A 15,126-nucleotide genomic window follows, 5' to 3' on the forward strand; every position below is an offset into this window, starting at 1 on the left:
TACTTACGACGCCGTAGGTTACGGACCCGTAGCAATGGTGCGTTTCCGGACCTACGGCACCGGCCATCACCCTCGACCCCACAGGGGACCGCATGACCACGAGTTCCGATGTGATCCAGGACGCCGAGCAGGCGTCCTCCGCCACGCTGGGCGGTGAGAAGAAGCGGTCGGTGGAGCAGCTGGCCCTGCTGGCGTTCATCGTCGTGCCGTTCCTGGCCCTGCTGGCGGCCGTGCCGCTGACCTGGGGCTGGGGCGTGACGTGGCTGGACCTCGGCCTGCTGGTCTTCTTCTACTTCCTGGGCTGCCACGGCATCACCATCGGTTTCCACCGGCACTTCACGCACGGCTCCTTCAAGGCGAAGCGGCCGTTGAAGATCGCGCTGGCGATCGCGGGGTCGATGGCGGTGGAGGGGCCGCTGGTGCGCTGGGTGGCCGACCACCGCAAGCACCACAAGTTCTCCGACGCCGAGGGCGACCCCCACTCGCCGTGGAAGTACGGGGAGACGGTGCCGGCCCTGATGAAGGGCCTGTGGTGGGCCCACATCGCCTGGATGTTCGACGAGGAGCAGACCTCGCAGGAGAAGTACGCGCCCGACCTGATCAAGGACCCTGCGCTGCGGGCGATCTCCCGGCAGTTCGCGATGTGGACGCTGGTGTCGCTCGCGCTGCCGGCGCTGATCGGCGGGCTGGCGACGATGTCCTGGTGGGGCGCGTTCACCGGGTTCTTCTGGGGGTCGCTCGTCCGGGTGGCGCTGCTGCACCACGTGACGTGGTCGATCAACTCGATCTGCCACGCGGTGGGCAAGCGGCCGTTCAAGTCCCGGGACCGCTCGGGCAACGTGTGGTGGCTGGCGATCCTGTCCTGCGGCGAGTCCTGGCACAACCTGCACCACGCCGACCCGACCTCCGCGCGACACGGTGTGATGCGCGGGCAGCTGGACTCCTCGGCGCGGATCATCCGCTGGTGCGAGCAGCTGGGCTGGGCGTACGACGTGCGGTGGCCGTCGGCCTCGCGGCTCGACTCGCGGCGCAACACCGAGGCCGGGGACTCCCGCCGCCGGAAGGAAACCGCCGAGGCGGCATGATGGTCGCCGTGGCGACCGACTCCAGCACCCCCGGCAACGACAAGCCCCGGCGCGCGCGCCGCACCCGGATGACCGGTGCGGAGCGCCGCCAGCAACTGCTGGAGATCGGTCGCACCCTCTTCGCCGAGAAGGGGTTCGAGGGCACGTCGGTGGAGGAGATCGCGGCGAAGGCCGGGGTGTCCAAGCCGGTGGTGTACGAGCACTTCGGGGGCAAGGAGGGGCTGTACGCGGTGGTCGTGGACCGCGAGATGCGCCGGCTCCTGGACATGGTGACCGGCTCCCTCACCGCCGGCCACCCGCGCGAGCTGTGCGAGCAGGCGGCCTTCGCGCTCCTCGACTACATCGAGGAGTACACGGACGGCTTCCGCATCCTCGTCCGGGACTCCCCCATCCCGCAGTCGACGGGCACGTTCGCCTCGCTCATCTCGGACATCGCCACCCAGGTGGAGGACATCCTGGGCCGCGAGTTCAAGAACCGCGGCTTCGACGCCAAGCTGGCCCCCCTCTACGCGCAGGCCCTGGTCGGCATGGTCGCCCTGACCGGCCAGTGGTGGCTCGACGTCCGCCGCCCGAAGAAGGCCGAGGTCGCCGCCCACCTGGTCAACCTGGCCTGGCACGGCCTGGACGGCCTGGAGGCGAAGCCGCGGCTGATCGGGCACCGGAAGAGTTGAACGCCGGGCGCGCGGCGGGGGTCCTGCGCCACCATGGGGGCATGCTCACGATTCCCGTCGATGTCGCCGCCCCGCAGCTGGACGAGCTGATCGACCGCGCCACCCGCGACCGCGAGCCCATCGCCCTCGTCGACCACGGCCAGGTGGCGGCACTGCTGGTGTCGCCGCGGGTGATCGCCGACCTGAAGGCCGCCATCGCCCTGGCGGAACGGCGAAGGCAGAGCGCGGAGGGGTGCGCCGGGCCGGAGTCCGGGCGGCCCTGACTGACCCATGGCCGCCGGTCCGGCAGCGGCTCCAGGAACTCCAGGCGGTTGCCGACCGGGTCGGCGGCGTAGAAGCGGGCGTGGTCGGGCAGGGCGTCGTCCCAGGTGACGTGGGTGCCGGCGGCGGTGAGACGGGCCGCGTACGCCGCGATGCCCCGGACCCTGAGGCCCGGGTGGGCCTTGCGGGCGGGCCGGAAGTCGGCTTCCACGCCCACGTGCAGCCGGACGGAGCCGGCCTCGAACCAGCAGCCGCCGCGGGCCGCGAGCGGCGCGGGTTTGGGGACCTCGGTCATGCCGAGGACGCCGGTGTAGAAGGCGCGCAGCGCGGGCTCCGAGCCGGGCGGGGCGGCCAGCTGGACGTGGTCGAGGGCGATCAGCATGCTCAGGTCTCCTTCGCGGCCACCGCGAACACGCGGCGGAACGGGAACACCGTGCCGTGCGGGCCCGCCGGGTATGCCGCGCGGAGCAGGGTGCGGTACTCGGCGAGGAAGGCGTCGCGGGACTCCGGGTCGTCGGCGAGGGCGGTGAGGACGGGGCGCAGCCCTGTGCCCTTGACCCAGTCGAGGACCGGGTCCTCGCCGGGGAGGAGGTGGAGGTACGTCGTCTCCCAGACGTCGGCCGCGCAGCCGGCGGCGGTGAGGTGGGCGAGGTAGTCGGCGGGGGCCAGGACGGCGTCGGCGTGGCGCAGGGTGCCGGCGAGGCGGTCGGCCCAGCGCGGGGAGCCGGCCAGTTCGCGCATCAGGCGGTGGCTGGGGGCGTCGAAGTTGCCGGGGACCTGGAAGGCGAGGACGCCGCCGGGGGGCAGGGCCGCCAGCCAGTCGGGGAGGCGGTCGGCGTGGGAGGGCACCCACTGGAGGGTGGCGTTGGAGACGAGCAGGTCGTAGGGCTCGTCGGGGGCCCAGGTGCGCAGGTCGGCCGGGGCGAAGTCGAGCCGGCCGCCGCCCGGGGTGGGGCCCTCGTGGTCGACGTGGGCCTGGTCGAGCATCTCGGGCGAGTTGTCGTAGCCGGTGACGTGGGCGGTGGGCCAGCGCTCGGTGAGCAGGGCGGTGACGTTGCCGGGGCCGCAGCCGAGGTCGGCGACGCGGGGCCGGTCCGCGGGGAGGTCGGGGATCCGGGCGAGGAGGTCGGCGAAGGGGCGGGCCCGGTGGCCGGCGTGGCGGAGGTACTGGGCGGGGTCCCAGGTGGGCTGCGTCATACGTCCCACCATCCCTCCCAAAGTCTCTTGACGTCAAGAGAGTCGACGTCAAGAGACTTCATGTCGACACAACCACTACACTGATCGCCATGGAGGACGAGGTCGATCGGCTGGTCGCAGCGTGGCGCCGGGAGCGCCCCGACCTCGACGTGGAGCCGCTGGAAGTGCTGAGCCGGGTGAGCCGCCTCGCCCGGCACCTGGACCGCGCGCGCCGGCTCGCCTTCGCCGAGCACCAGTTGGAGCCCTGGGAGTTCGACGTGCTGACCGCGCTGCGCCGCGCCGGCACCCCCTACCAGCTCTCCCCGGGACAGCTGCTCACCCAGACCCTGGTCACCTCCGGCACCATGACCAACCGCATCGACCGCCTGGCCAAGAAGGGCCTGGTCGGCCGGCTGCCCGACCCCAGCGACCGGCGCGGCGTGCTGGTCCGCCTCACCGACGAGGGCCGCGACCGCGCCGACCAGGCACTGGCCGGCCTGCTCGACCAGGAGCGCGCGATCCTGGCGGAGCTGTCCCGCGCCCAGCGCAGCGAACTGGCCGCGCTGCTGCGCCAGTTGACGGCCCCGTTCGACAACATCCCCGGCTGAGCAGGCCGGCGCGGCTCAGGCGCTCGCGCTGTCGCTCCGCTCCGGCGCCAGCCGCGCCGCCGGCTCCACGTCCACCGGCCCGACCCCCGCCCGGCGCGCCAGCGCCACCGCGGCCAGGGTGGAGTGGACGCCCAGCTTGCCGAGGACGTTCTGCATATGGGTGCGCACCGTGTGCGGGGAGAGGAACAGCCGCTCGGCGACGGCCTTGCGGCCGAGCCCGGCGACCATGCAGCGCAGCACCTCGCGCTCCCTCGGCGTGAGCGACTCCACCAGCCGCTCGCTCTCGGTGCGGTGCCGCCGCGCCGCGGTCAGCTCCCGCAGCACGCCGGTCAGCAGGGCCGGCGGCAGATGCGTCTCGTCGCGCAGCACCCCTCGGATGACGCTGAGCAGCCGGGACAGCGAGCAGTCCTTCGCCACCCACCCCGACGCCCCCGCCTGCAGCGCCAGCGCCGCCCGCCGCGGGTCGTCCTTCTCGGCGAGGACGACGATCCGCACCGTCGGCTGCGCGGCCCGCACCCCGGTGACCAGGGCGAGCCCGTCCACCAGGCCGTCCTCGTCACCGCGGCGCACCGGCACCGCCGCCCGGGGCGCGGGCACCTGCCCGCCCAGGTCGGCGTCGACGAGCAGGACGTCGTAGCGCCGCCCCTCGACCGCGGCCCGCTCCAGGCAGCGCAGGGCGGCCGGGCCGCTGCCCGCGGCGGAGACGTCGACGTCGGGCTCGGCGGCCAGCGCGGCGGCGAGCGACTCGGCGAAGATGCGGTGGTCGTCCACGACCAGCACCCGGATGCGCACCATGAAACCCCCTTGCCCGGGGTCCCGAGGCAGGGGACACCCCCGGTGCTGCCCATCAGAGTACGGACGGGCGCCCGGAGCGGAAGGGCCTTTGCAGAACTGACCTCACGGGCCGTTTATGGTGTGCCGCATGTTTCGTCTGGTGACCGAAGTGGACAAGGAGCGGCGCGGTCTGCTGCACAGGCGGCTGCGCGAGGCGAACACGGCGGCCTCGCCGGTGCTGCGCGCGCTGCGCGGGACCCCTCACGAACGCGAATCGCCGCTGCACGTCTGGGCGTCGGACGAGGCCGGCGCCCTCGCCGGCGGCCTGGTCGGCCACACCTGGGCGGGGTGGCTGCACGTCACCTACCTGTGGGTGGACGAGCGGCACCGCGGCGCGGGCCTCGGGGCGGCGCTGCTCGCCGAGGCGGAGCGCACCGCCCGCGCGGAGCGCGGCTGCGCGCGCTCGCGGGTGGAGACGTGGGACTTCCAGGCGCCCGGCTTCTACCTCCGCCAGGGCTACGAGACGGTGTGCGTGATCCCCGACTATCCGCCGGGGATCACCGAGTACACCCTCGTCAAAGTGCTCGCCTAGGCGAGCCGCCGCGCCCCTGCCGACGGGACCGCCTCGAACACGCGCGGGGCGGTGAACCCGGCGTCCGCGAAGGCGCCCTCCACCGCCTTCGTCACGCCGTCCACGTCGGCCGCCTCGACCAGCACGATCGCCGAGCCGCCGAAGCCGCCGCCGGTCATCCGGGCGCCGAGCGCGCCGCTCGCCAGGGCGGTGTCCACGACCAGGTCCAACTCGGGGCAGGAGATGCGGAAGTCGTCGCGCAGGGAGGCGTGGCCCGCGACGAGGACCGGGCCGATGGCGCGGGTGTCGCCGGCCTCCAGGAGCGCCACCACCCGCTCGACGCGGGCGTTCTCGGTGACGATGTGCCGGACCAGGCGCTGGGCCTCCTCGTCGTCGGCGAGGCGTTCCAGGGCCGCGTCCAGCTCGTCGACGGCCACGTCGCGCAGCGCGGCGACGCCGAGCAGGGCGGCGCCCCGCTCGCAGCCGGCCCGGCGCTTGCCGTACTCGCCCTCGCTGTGGGAGTGCTTGACCTGCGTGTCGACCACCAGCAGGCGCATGCCCTCGGCGGCCAGGTCGAAGGGGATCTGCCGCTGGGCGAGGTCGCGGGTGTCGAGGAACAGCGCGTGCCCGGCCTCGCAGCAGGCGGCGGCGGTCTGGTCCATGATGCCGACCGGCGCGCCGACGTAGACGTTCTCCGCGCGCTGGCACAGCCGTGCCAGCTGCCGGCCGCGCAGCCCGAGCCCGTAGAGGTCGTTGAGGGCGAGGGCGACGACGACCTCCAGGGCCGCCGAGGAGGACAGGCCGGCGCCCGAGGGCACGGTGGAGGCGAGGTGGACGTCGGCGCCGGTGATCTCGTGCCCGGCCTCGCGCAGCGCCCAGACCACGCCGGACGGGTACGCCGTCCAGGACCGGTCCGACTCGGGCGCCAGGTCGGCGACGCGCAGTTCGACGGGGTCGCCGCCGATGTCCGCCGAGTGCAGGCGCAGCACGCCGTCGGCCCGGCGGGAGACGGCGGCGACCGCCTGGTGCGGCAGCGCGAAGGGCATCACGAAGCCGTCGTTGTAGTCGGTGTGCTCGCCGATGAGGTTGACGCGGCCCGGCGCCGCCCAGATCCCGTCCGGCTCGGCGCCGTAGCGCGCGGTGAAGCCGCCTCGGACCTGCTCCTGTGCTGCTGCCCCCACTACTGCTCCCTTGCGATGTGCTGCGCGAACTCCCAGGCGTCCGCGACGATACCCGCGAGGTCCGCGCGGGACGGGTTCCAGCCGAGCTTGTCGCGGGCGGTGGCCGCGGAGGCGACCAGGGCCGCCGGGTCGCCGGGCCGGCGCGGGGCGGTCACCTCGGGGACGGGGTGGCCGGTGACCTGCCGGACGGTCTCGACGACCTCGCGGACGGAGAAGCCGTTGCCGTTGCCGAGGTTGCAGATCAGGTGCTCGCCCGGGGTGGCGGCGGCCAGCGCGAGGAGGTGGGCCTCGGCGAGGTCGGCGACGTGGATGTAGTCGCGTACGCAGGTGCCGTCCGGGGTCGGGTAGTCGTCGCCGTAGACGGAGATGGCGTCGCGGCGGCCCTGGGCGACCTGGAGGACGAGCGGGATGAGGTGCGACTCGGGGTCGTGCCGCTCGCCGTGGCGGCCGTAGGCGCCGGCCACGTTGAAGTAGCGCAGCGAGACCGCGCCGAGCCCGTGGGCGGCGGCCTCGCCGGTGATCATGTGGTCGACGGCGAGCTTGGAGGCGCCGTAGGGGTTGGTCGGCAGCGTCGGGGCGGTCTCCGGGATGGGCACCTCGGCCGGCTCGCCGTAGGTGGCGGCGGTGGAGGAGAAGACCAGGCGGCGCACGCCGGCCTCGCGCATCGCGCCGAGCAGCGCCATGGTGCCGCCGACGTTGTTCTCCCAGTACTTCTCGGGCTTGACCACCGACTCGCCGACCTGCGAGAACGCGGCGAAGTGCAGCACGCCGTCGAAGGAGGCGTCGAGCCACTTGCCGGCGTCGCGGATGTCGCCCTCGACGAAGGCGGCGCCCTCGGGGACGCCGGCGCGGAAGCCGGTGGAGAGGTTGTCGAGGACGACCACCTCGTGGCCCGCCTCCAGGAGGTGCCGGCCGACCACGCTCCCGACGTATCCCGCGCCGCCCGTCACCAGGTACTTGCCGCTCATGCCGTAGCTGCCTCTCGAAGTCGCTGGGCCGCGCGCTCCGGCGGCACGTCGTTGATGAAGACGCCCATGCCGGACTCGGAGCCCGCGAGGAACTTCAGCTTGCCCGACGTGCGGCGGATGGTGAAAAGCTCCAGGTGCAGCGCGAAGTCGTCGCGGGTGACGCCCTCGAACTCCTCCAGCGCGCCGAACGGCGCCTGGTGCCAGGCCGAGATGTACGGCGTGGGCGGCTCGTGCTCGCCGAAGATCCGGTCGAAGCGGCGCAGCAGCTCCAGGTAGACGCGGGGGAACTCGGCGCGCGCGGCCTCGTCCAGGGCGAGCAGGTCGGGCACCCGGCGCCGGGGGTAGAGGTGCACCTCGTAGGGCCAGTGCGCCGCGTACGGCACGAAGGCGACCCAGTGTTCACCCGTCAGGACGACCCGCTCACCGGCGGATTCCTCCGCGAGGACGGCGTCGAACAGGTTCTCCCCGCCGGTCGCCTCCTTGTGTGCGGAAAGTGAACGGAGCATGAGGGCGGTGCGAGGGGTGGTGAAGGGGTAGGCGTAGATCTGCCCATGGGGGTGACCGAGCGTCACACCGATCTCGGCGCCACGGTTCTCGAAGCAGAAGACCTGTTCGACGGAGGGCAGATGGGACAACTCGGACGTGCGGTCGGTCCAGGCGTCCAGGACCAGCCGGGCCTGCTCCTCGCCCAGGCTCGCGAAGGAGGCGTCGTGGTCGGAGGTGAAGCAGACGACCTCGCAGCGGCCGGAGTCGCCGGCCAGCGAGGGGAAGCGGTTCTCGAAGACCACCACGTCGTACGAGGAGTCCGGGATCTCGCTGAGCCGCTCGCCCCGCGAGGGGCACAGCGGGCACTCGTCGGCCGGCGGGTGGTAGGTCCGGCCCTGGCGGTGCGAGGCGACGGCGATCGAGTCGCCGAGCAGCACGTCGCGCCGGACCTCGGAGGTGGTCACCGTCCGCTCCAGCGGACGGCGGTCGACCGCGTCGCGCACGGTGTCGTCGCGCAGGTCGTAGTAGACGAGTTCACGACCGTCGGCCAGTCGGGTCGAGGTCTTCTTCACAGCTGGACTCCTCTGCACCTACCGTGAGCGCTCCAACACAATCAAACATAACACGACACAACCCGACCCCTCCGCGCGCATCACAATCCAACAAAGATCCACCAAAGGTCACCAGGGAAAGTGTTCATTTTCTGAACGCGGAGGCGTAAGTTCCGCTCGGATCAGTTCGCGCAACGAAGCGAGTGCTTATGCAGACCCATGTCCACGACACCTACCTCGCAGCGGCGCTGCGGCTCTCCACCAACTGGCTCGACTACACGCTCCTCGGCATCTACTTCGTCGTCGTGCTCGGCATCGGCTTCGCCGCCCGCCGCTCGGTGAAGACGAGCCTCGACTTCTTCCTGTCCGGCCGCTCGCTGCCGGCCTGGGTGACCGGCCTGGCCTTCGTCGCCGCGAACCTCGGCGCGACCGAGATCCTCGGCATGGCCGCCAACAGCGCCCAGTACGGCGTGTACACCACGCACTGGTACTGGGTCGGCGCCATCCCGGCCATGGTCTTCCTCGGCCTGGTGATGATGCCGTTCTACTACGGCAGCAAGGTCCGCTCGGTCCCCGAGTTCCTGCTGCTGCGCTTCGACAAGGCGGCGCACCTGTTCAGCGGCGCCCTGTTCGCCTTCGCCTCGATCCTCATCGCCGGCGTGAACCTCTACGCCCTGTCGATCGTCGTCGAGGCGCTGCTCGGCTGGCCGGACTGGCTGGCGATCGTGGTCGCGGGCGCCTTCGTCCTCGCCTACATCACGCTGGGCGGCCTCTCCTCGGCGATCTACAACGAGGTGCTGCAGTTCTTCGTGATCCTGGCCGCCCTCATCCCGATCACCATCCTGGGCCTGAAGAAGGTCGGCGGCTGGGACGGCCTGTCCGACACCCTGTCCAAGCAGCACGGCGGCGACTTCATGACCGCCTGGGGCGGCACGGGCATCGGCAGCGACAACCCGCTGGGCGCGAACTGGCTGACCATCGTGCTGGGCCTCGGCTTCGTGCTGTCCTTCGGCTACTGGACGACCAACTTCGCCGAGGTGCAGCGGGCGCTGTCCGCGAAGAACCTCTCCGCCGCCCAGCGCACGCCGCTGATCGCCGCGTTCCCGAAGATCTTCATCGTCTTCATCGTGATGATCCCGGGCCTGTGCGCCGCGGCCCTGGTCCCCAAGATCGGCCAGCCCGGCTCGGACCTCACCTACAACGACGCGATCCCGTACCTGATGTCGCAACTGCTGCCCAACGGCGTCCTCGGCATCGCGGTGACCGGTCTGATGGCCGCGTTCATGGCGGGCATGGCGGCCAACGTGTCGTCCTTCAACACGGTGTTCACGGCCGACATCTGGGCCAAGTACGTGAAGAAGGGGCGGCCGGACGAGTACTACGTGCGCTTCGGACGGCTCATCACCGCGATCGGCGTGGTGGCCTCGGTCGGCACGGCGTTCCTGGCCAAGTCGTTCTCGAACATCATGGCCTACCTGCAGACGCTGTTCACCTTCTTCAACGTGCCGATGTTCGTGGTCTTCATCATCGGCATGTTCTGGAAGCGGGCGTCGATGAAATCCGGCTTCTGGGGCCTGCTGGCCGGCACCACGGCCGCGATGGTGAACTACTTCATCTTCTACAAGCAGGGCGTCATCGACATCCCCTCCGACCAGGGCGCGAACTTCGTCTCCGCCATGGCCGGGTTCGTCGCCGGCGCGGTCGTGATGATCGCGGTGTCCCTGTTCACCACGCCCAAGCCGACGTCCGAACTGCAGGGCCTCGTCTACGGCACCCGCTCCCCCGGCCTCGCCGAGGCGCCCGCCGAGGGCGACGACGCGTGGTACCGGAAGCCGGCGCTGCTGGGCTGGAGCGCGGTCGTCGTGGCCGCCCTCTGCTACATCCCGTTCTCGTTCTGATCGCGGGAGGATCGAGAGAGTATGTCTGACTCCAACTCCGACAAGAGCGTCCAGCGGGAGGTCTCCGACCTGGAGACCAAGTCCACGACCGCGGCGCGGCTGTTCGACATCCGGCGGATCATCGGCGGCCTGTTCGTCGTCTACGGCGTCATCGTCACGATCGCCGGCTTCGCGTCGTCCGACGCGGACATCGACAAGGCGCAGGGGGTGAACATCAACCTGTGGACCGGGCTGGCGATGCTGCTCCTGGGGGTGTTCTTCCTGGTGTGGCTGAAGCTCAGGCCGGTGGCACCTCCGCCGCCGTCCACGGAGGACGACCAGCAGTTGTAGCGCCCGTCGCCCCGCACGCCGGGCCGTCCGGTGCGGCTCGGCATGCGTGCGGTCACCGCCTGGCTAGCGAGGGCCCGCCCGGTCCAGCAGGCCCGTTCGCGCGGCCAGGGCCGCCGCCTCCAGGCGGGAGCCGACGCCCAGTTTCATCAGGACGCGCTGGACGTGGGTGCGGGCGGTGGAGGGGGCGATGCCCATGTGGGTGGCGATGACGCGGGTGTCCTCGCCGTCCGCGACGCGGACCAGGACCTCCACCTCGCGCGGGGTGAGCATCGCCAGCAGGCGCTGGCCCTCGTCGTCGGGCTGGGCGGCGGGGTTGAGGAGCTCACCGAAGGCGCCCTGGAGCAGGGCCGGCGCGACCGCCGCCTCCCCCGCGCGGGCCTTCATGATGGCCCGCTCGACGCCCTCGATGCGCTCGTCGTGCCGTACGTAGCCCGAGGCGCCGGCCGCGAAGGCGGCGGCGATGCCGCGCGGGCTGGGCACCGGGCCGAGGACGAGGACGGCCACCTGCGGACGCTCCCGCTTGACCCGCACCACCGGGTCGAAGATCCCCGGCTCGGCCGGCGTCGCGGTGCCGAGGAGGCACACCTCGGGGGCCCGGCTGATCACCAGCTCCGCCGCCCCGGCGGCCGGCGCCGTAGCGGCGAGCACCCGGTGCCCCCGCAGCTTCAGCGCCGACGCGAGCGCCTCCGCGAGCAGCCGGTGGTCGTCGACCACCATGAGCCGAACTCCCATCGAGCAACCCCCAGTCCCCCGCCTACATGCCCAGGGAAGCTACACGCTAGTCCGACCGCGCGCTGCCCCTACCGGCAAGACCGCGCGGCCGGCCCCGCGTCACCCGCCGGCGCCGAACGCGATGGCGAGGTACTCCTTCTCGTTCGGACCGCCCAGGTCGCTGGCGAACACCTGGGACATGTAGAGGTGCCCCTGCCCGTAGACGAGTTCGGCGAAGGTGGGCGACATGCCGTTCTCCGCGTCCTTCACCGCCTCCCCGGTCGGGTTCTCCAGCAGGGTGGTCTGCTTGAAGGACGCGGCGTCGACGCTCACGACCTGGCCGCCCTTCTCGTAGGAGCGCTTGTAGGCCAGCACGTTGGGGCCGTCCATCCGCAGCGGTGTGATCGTGTAGTCCTTGCCCGAGTCGGCCCGCTGCCCGGTCTGCTTCCCGGTGGCCAGGTCGAAGGCGACGATCTCGTTGGACTGGCCGTAGCTCTCGCCCGGGGTGTCGTGCTCCTCGGTCGCGATGTAGAGCCGGCCGGGGCCGACCGCGAGGCCGGAGCACGACTCGAGCTTGGTGATCGCGTCGCACTCGGCCGCGTACTGCTTGCCCGGCGCGGAGATGCGGGTCAGCAGCCGGCCGGTCTTGTTGTCGATGGAGAAGAAGTCGGAGATGCCGCTGCCGTCGCCGGCCGAGTCGCCGACGTCCGCGGCGATCACCAGCGGGTCGGTGGAGACGACGGCCGCGTACTCGATGCCCTGCGCCATCTTGTACTCGGAGAGCACCTTGCCGGACTTCGGGTCGACGGTCTGGATGTTCAGCTGCCGCGCGTCGTAGCCGCCGCACTTGCGCACCGCGACCAGCTTCGGGCCGCCGCCGTAGCCGGCGTCGTAGCAGGAGTCGCTGGTCTTCGGCGCCCACAGCACATGGCCGTCCGCGAGGTCGAAGGCGACGCCGCCCTCGGTGCTGCCGGCCGCGACGGTGCCGCCGCTGACCGTGACGTTGTTGAAGGAGATCGGCCGCGCGGCCTCACCGCCGGTCTTCGTCCACACCTTCTTGCCCGCGTCGAGGTCGATCACCGCGATCTGGGTGCAGCCGTGCGAGGGCTCGGCCTTGGTCGGCATGGCGGGCTGGTAGGCGATGACGGCCTTGTGGTCCGGGGTGACCCACTGGCTGGACGCGCAGACCGGGCCCTCCAGCTTGACCGTCCAGAGCTTGCTGCCCTTGTCGCGGTCGTAGCCGACGATCTCGGCGATGCCGCTCTTGGCGTACACCTTGTCGGTCAGCCAGGAGCCGGAGACGACGACGGTGCTCACGTCCTTGGTCACCGGGGGCGCCGGGACCTGGAAGAGCAGCTTGGAGGCGGGGTCCGCGGGCGGCTTCTCCGCCGGGCCGGCCGGCCCGCCGCCGTTCTCGCCCGACCCGCCCGTGCCGCCCTTGTCTCCCTTGCCGTCCTTGCCGTCCTTGTCGCCGCCCGAGTCCGCCGAGTTGTGCTTGTCGTCGTCCTTGCCGGAGGAGCCGGAGTACCAGACGCCGCCGCCGATGATGAGCGCGATGGCGACGACGGCGGCCACGATGATCGCGACCTGCGCGTTGATCCTCCGCCCGCCGCCCGGGCCGCCCGGCTGGGGCTGCGCCGGGACGGTGGGGGGCTGCGGGTAGCCGTAGCCCGGCTGCTGGGCGGGGGGTGTCTGCGGGTAGCCGTACGACGGGGGCTGCTGCGGGTAGCCGTAGCCGGGCTGCTGGGGCGGGGGCCCCTGCGGCGGCGGGCCGAAGCCGCCGCCCTGCGGCGGCTGGTTGGGCGGCTGGTTCGGCGGGGGCGGGGGCGGCTGGGTCATGGGGTGGTCACCTCGGGGCGGGGACGGGAAACGACGGGACGGGGAAGGAGCGCGCGGAGAAGGTCACTTGCCGTAGGCGAGCATCAACTTCTCCTTCGCTTCGTCGTTCCCGGTCAGCGTGGTGGTGGAGAGGTAGAAGCGCCCGTCGACCCAGTCGACGTCCTTGGAGTAGAAGCCGCTCTCGATCTCCGCCACGCCCGCCGGGTTCTGCAGCAGCTTGGTCGCGGGATGTGCGGTGCCCGTCGTCGGGATCGCCACGACCTGGCCGCCCGCCTCGGAGGAGGGCGCCACGTAGGCGACGAGCCTGCCGCCCTCGGCCTTGACCGGCGTCATCGCCTTGTCGGCCGGGGACTTCACCCGCCACTTCTCCTTGCCGGTGGCCAGGGCGATCGCGACGACCTCGTTGGCCCCGCTGGTCGCCTCGGTCGGCAGGTAGAGCGCGTCGCCGGCGACGACGGCGCCGGAGCAGCCCTGGAGGTCGCGGTCGAGGATGCCGGAGTCGCACGCGGGGGCGAAGTCCTCGTCGACGTGGACCTGGGAGCGGATGCGGCCGGCTGAGGTGAAGGAGGCGATGTTCCACGCCTTCTTGTCCTCGTTGGTGGCGTGCACGACGAGCGGTTCCACCGAGTAGGTCCGCTGCACCCGCCAGCCCTTCGCGTAGCGGTAGGTCCACAGGACCTTGCCCGTCTTCGGGTCCAGCTCCTGGATCTCCTCGTGCTCCTTGGTGCCGCCGGCCCCGCAGGAGGCGACCTGGAGGAACCTGGTCGGGCCGCCCGCGAAGGCGGCCGGGAAGCAGGCGTCCCCGTAGCGCTTCTTGTCGTACAGCTTCTTGCCGGTGGTCACGTCGAAGGCGGTGCCGGACTGGTCGCGGCCGACCATCAACGTGGTGCCGCTGAGGGTGAGTTCGATGGAGAGGGTGGAGTCGAACAGCTCGCCGTCGGGCACCTTCTGCGTCCAGCCCTTGGCGCCGGTGTCCAGGGCGATCTCCTGGAGCTGGTTGCACTTGGCGCGGTCGCTCGTGCCGCTCATGTAGGCGACGACGATCTTGTCGGCGGCGGTCTTCTCGTGGGTGACCGCGCAGATCTTCTGCGGGAAGGTGATCGGCGCCCAGGCGGGCGTGCCGTCGGCCACGCGGAAGGCCAGGAGCTGCTTGTACGCCGCCTTCACCGCCGTTTTGCCGGTGATCCACATGCCGGGGGCGTCGGCGCCGGAACCGGGGGCGTCGGGCGCCTCCTTGTACCAGAGCACCTTGGCCTCGCCGGCCTGGCGGCCCTTGTTGAGGTCCTCGGTCTCCTCGCCGCCCGCCCCGGTGCCGTCCCCGGGGTCGACCGGGGCCTCCTCGGAGGCGGTCGGCTTCGGGTCGTCGCTCCGCACGGCGACCGGCTTCTTCTCCCCGCCGTCGTCGTCACCGCTGCCGACCACCGCCCACACGGTGCCGCCGACCAGGAGCAGGGCCACGACGGCCGCGCCCACGGCGAGGGCGGGGCGGCCCTTGAAGGGGTTGCGGTTGCGGGAGGGGCCGCCGGGGGGCGGGGTGCCGGGGCCGCCGGGGTACGGGGCCTGCTGGGGGTATCCGTAACCGGGCTGGGGCGGCTGGCCGTAGGGGCCCGGGGTGTACGGGCCGGGCTGCTGTTGCTGCGGCGGGGCGTACGGGCCCGAGGTGTAGGGGCCGGGGGTGTACGGCCCCGGCTGCGCGGGCTGACCGTACGGCCCCGGCGGCTGCTGCGGATACCCGTACCCCGGCTGGGGCGGCGGGCCCTGCTCGGGCCTGGGCGGCGGATCCTGCGGCGCGCCGAAGCCACCCGGCTGCGGCGGCTGGTTGGGCGGCTGGCTCATCAGCGCGTTCCCCCTTAGTGCTGCTCACTGTTTCGCGCCACGCCCCGGGGTACGCGCCGGCCCCGGAGACGTCGTACGGCGGCCGTTCGAACGATGCTCGGAGCGCCTTTCTATCACCCGGCGCCGCACGGCGAACGGGCCGCGTCCGCCCCTGTGCCCAAGGGAGAACCGGCCCGTGAT

14 protein-coding genes and 1 pseudogene are annotated in these 15,126 nt (G+C 72.2%); 6 read left to right on the forward strand and 9 right to left on the reverse strand.

Annotated elements, in window-relative coordinates:
- Positions 1-92 precede the first annotated feature (92 nt).
- Both ACGFZL_RS13935 and ACGFZL_RS13940 read left to right on the forward strand, forming a co-directional pair.
- Complete coding sequence (locus ACGFZL_RS13935; protein WP_393691417.1) at positions 93-1,085, forward strand: acyl-CoA desaturase; 993 nt, start codon at positions 93-95, stop codon at positions 1,083-1,085.
- Positions 1,082-1,756 carry a TetR/AcrR family transcriptional regulator gene (locus ACGFZL_RS13940; RefSeq protein WP_355174228.1) on the forward strand — a complete coding sequence of 225 codons (675 nt, stop codon included), beginning with the start codon at positions 1,082-1,084 and terminating at the stop codon, positions 1,754-1,756. The genes ACGFZL_RS13935 and ACGFZL_RS13940 overlap by 4 nt, the downstream gene beginning before the upstream one ends.
- Before the next feature lie 286 nt (positions 1,757-2,042).
- Here the strand turns inward: ACGFZL_RS13940 and ACGFZL_RS13945 are convergent.
- Together ACGFZL_RS13945 and ACGFZL_RS13950 are read right to left on the reverse strand one after the other, a co-directional pair.
- Positions 2,043-2,399, reverse strand: a pseudogene (locus ACGFZL_RS13945) (VOC family protein); the annotation flags it as partial.
- 2 nt (positions 2,400-2,401) lie between these two features.
- Entirely contained in the window at positions 2,402-3,214 is an 813-nt protein-coding gene (locus tag ACGFZL_RS13950) for a trans-aconitate 2-methyltransferase (RefSeq protein ID WP_393691420.1), read from the reverse strand.
- 89 nt (positions 3,215-3,303) lie between these two features.
- On the opposite strand from ACGFZL_RS13950, the gene tamR reads away from it, so the two are divergent.
- The gene (gene tamR, locus ACGFZL_RS13955) at positions 3,304-3,801 is read left to right on the forward strand and encodes a MarR family transcriptional regulator TamR (RefSeq protein ID WP_355174220.1); all 498 of its coding nucleotides are present in this window, start codon (positions 3,304-3,306) and stop codon (positions 3,799-3,801) included.
- Between the two features lie 15 nt (positions 3,802-3,816).
- Here tamR and ACGFZL_RS13960 read toward each other — a convergent pair whose 3' ends face one another.
- Positions 3,817-4,596: a response regulator transcription factor gene (locus tag ACGFZL_RS13960; protein WP_355174218.1), complete on the reverse strand. Its 780-nt coding sequence runs from the start codon at positions 4,594-4,596 to the stop codon at positions 3,817-3,819.
- Positions 4,597-4,711: 115 nt separating this feature from the next.
- On the opposite strand from ACGFZL_RS13960, the gene ACGFZL_RS13965 reads away from it, so the two are divergent.
- Positions 4,712-5,167, forward strand: a complete 456-nt coding sequence (locus tag ACGFZL_RS13965) for a GNAT family N-acetyltransferase (protein WP_355174216.1) — start codon at positions 4,712-4,714, stop codon at positions 5,165-5,167.
- On the opposite strand, the gene galK is transcribed toward ACGFZL_RS13965, so the two are convergent.
- From galK to galT, 3 genes are read right to left on the reverse strand one after another with little or no spacing between them, the layout of a single operon-like run.
- On the reverse strand, positions 5,164-6,327 hold the full coding sequence (gene galK / locus ACGFZL_RS13970; RefSeq protein WP_393691423.1) for a galactokinase: 1,164 nt from the start codon (positions 6,325-6,327) through the stop codon (positions 5,164-5,166). The two genes, ACGFZL_RS13965 and galK, sit on opposite strands and share 4 nt — an antisense overlap.
- Positions 6,327-7,295: a UDP-glucose 4-epimerase GalE gene (gene galE / locus ACGFZL_RS13975; protein WP_393691425.1), complete on the reverse strand. Its 969-nt coding sequence runs from the start codon at positions 7,293-7,295 to the stop codon at positions 6,327-6,329. The genes galK and galE overlap by 1 nt, the downstream gene beginning before the upstream one ends.
- Positions 7,292-8,353, reverse strand: coding sequence for a galactose-1-phosphate uridylyltransferase (gene galT / locus ACGFZL_RS13980; RefSeq protein WP_393691427.1), 1,062 nt, complete (start codon positions 8,351-8,353; stop codon positions 7,292-7,294). The genes galE and galT overlap by 4 nt, the downstream gene beginning before the upstream one ends.
- A 188-nt stretch (positions 8,354-8,541) precedes the next feature.
- Here galT and ACGFZL_RS13985 point away from each other — a divergent pair, with 188 nt between their 5' ends.
- Both ACGFZL_RS13985 and ACGFZL_RS13990 read left to right on the forward strand, forming a co-directional pair.
- Complete coding sequence (locus ACGFZL_RS13985) at positions 8,542-10,230, forward strand: sodium:solute symporter family protein (protein WP_355174208.1); 1,689 nt, start codon at positions 8,542-8,544, stop codon at positions 10,228-10,230.
- A gap of 21 nt (positions 10,231-10,251) precedes the next feature.
- A complete protein-coding gene (locus ACGFZL_RS13990) occupies positions 10,252-10,560 on the forward strand; it encodes a hypothetical protein (RefSeq protein ID WP_355174206.1) in 309 nt (102 codons plus the stop codon).
- A gap of 63 nt (positions 10,561-10,623) precedes the next feature.
- On the opposite strand, the gene ACGFZL_RS13995 is transcribed toward ACGFZL_RS13990, so the two are convergent.
- From ACGFZL_RS13995 to ACGFZL_RS14005, 3 genes are all read right to left on the reverse strand, one after another.
- The gene (locus ACGFZL_RS13995) at positions 10,624-11,292 is read right to left on the reverse strand and encodes a response regulator transcription factor (protein ID WP_355174204.1); all 669 of its coding nucleotides are present in this window, start codon (positions 11,290-11,292) and stop codon (positions 10,624-10,626) included.
- 99 nt (positions 11,293-11,391) lie between these two features.
- The gene (locus ACGFZL_RS14000) at positions 11,392-13,110 is read right to left on the reverse strand and encodes a PQQ-binding-like beta-propeller repeat protein (protein ID WP_393691430.1); all 1,719 of its coding nucleotides are present in this window, start codon (positions 13,108-13,110) and stop codon (positions 11,392-11,394) included.
- Positions 13,111-13,173: 63 nt separating this feature from the next.
- Positions 13,174-14,946 (reverse strand): PQQ-binding-like beta-propeller repeat protein, encoded by a 1,773-nt coding sequence (locus ACGFZL_RS14005; protein ID WP_393691432.1) that lies wholly within the window; start codon positions 14,944-14,946, stop codon positions 13,174-13,176.
- Positions 14,947-15,126: the final 180 nt, after the last annotated feature.

Source organism: Streptomyces sp. NPDC048182, assembly GCF_043202555.1.
In the GTDB taxonomy this organism is placed as follows: Bacteria; Actinomycetota; Actinomycetes; order Streptomycetales; family Streptomycetaceae; genus Streptomyces.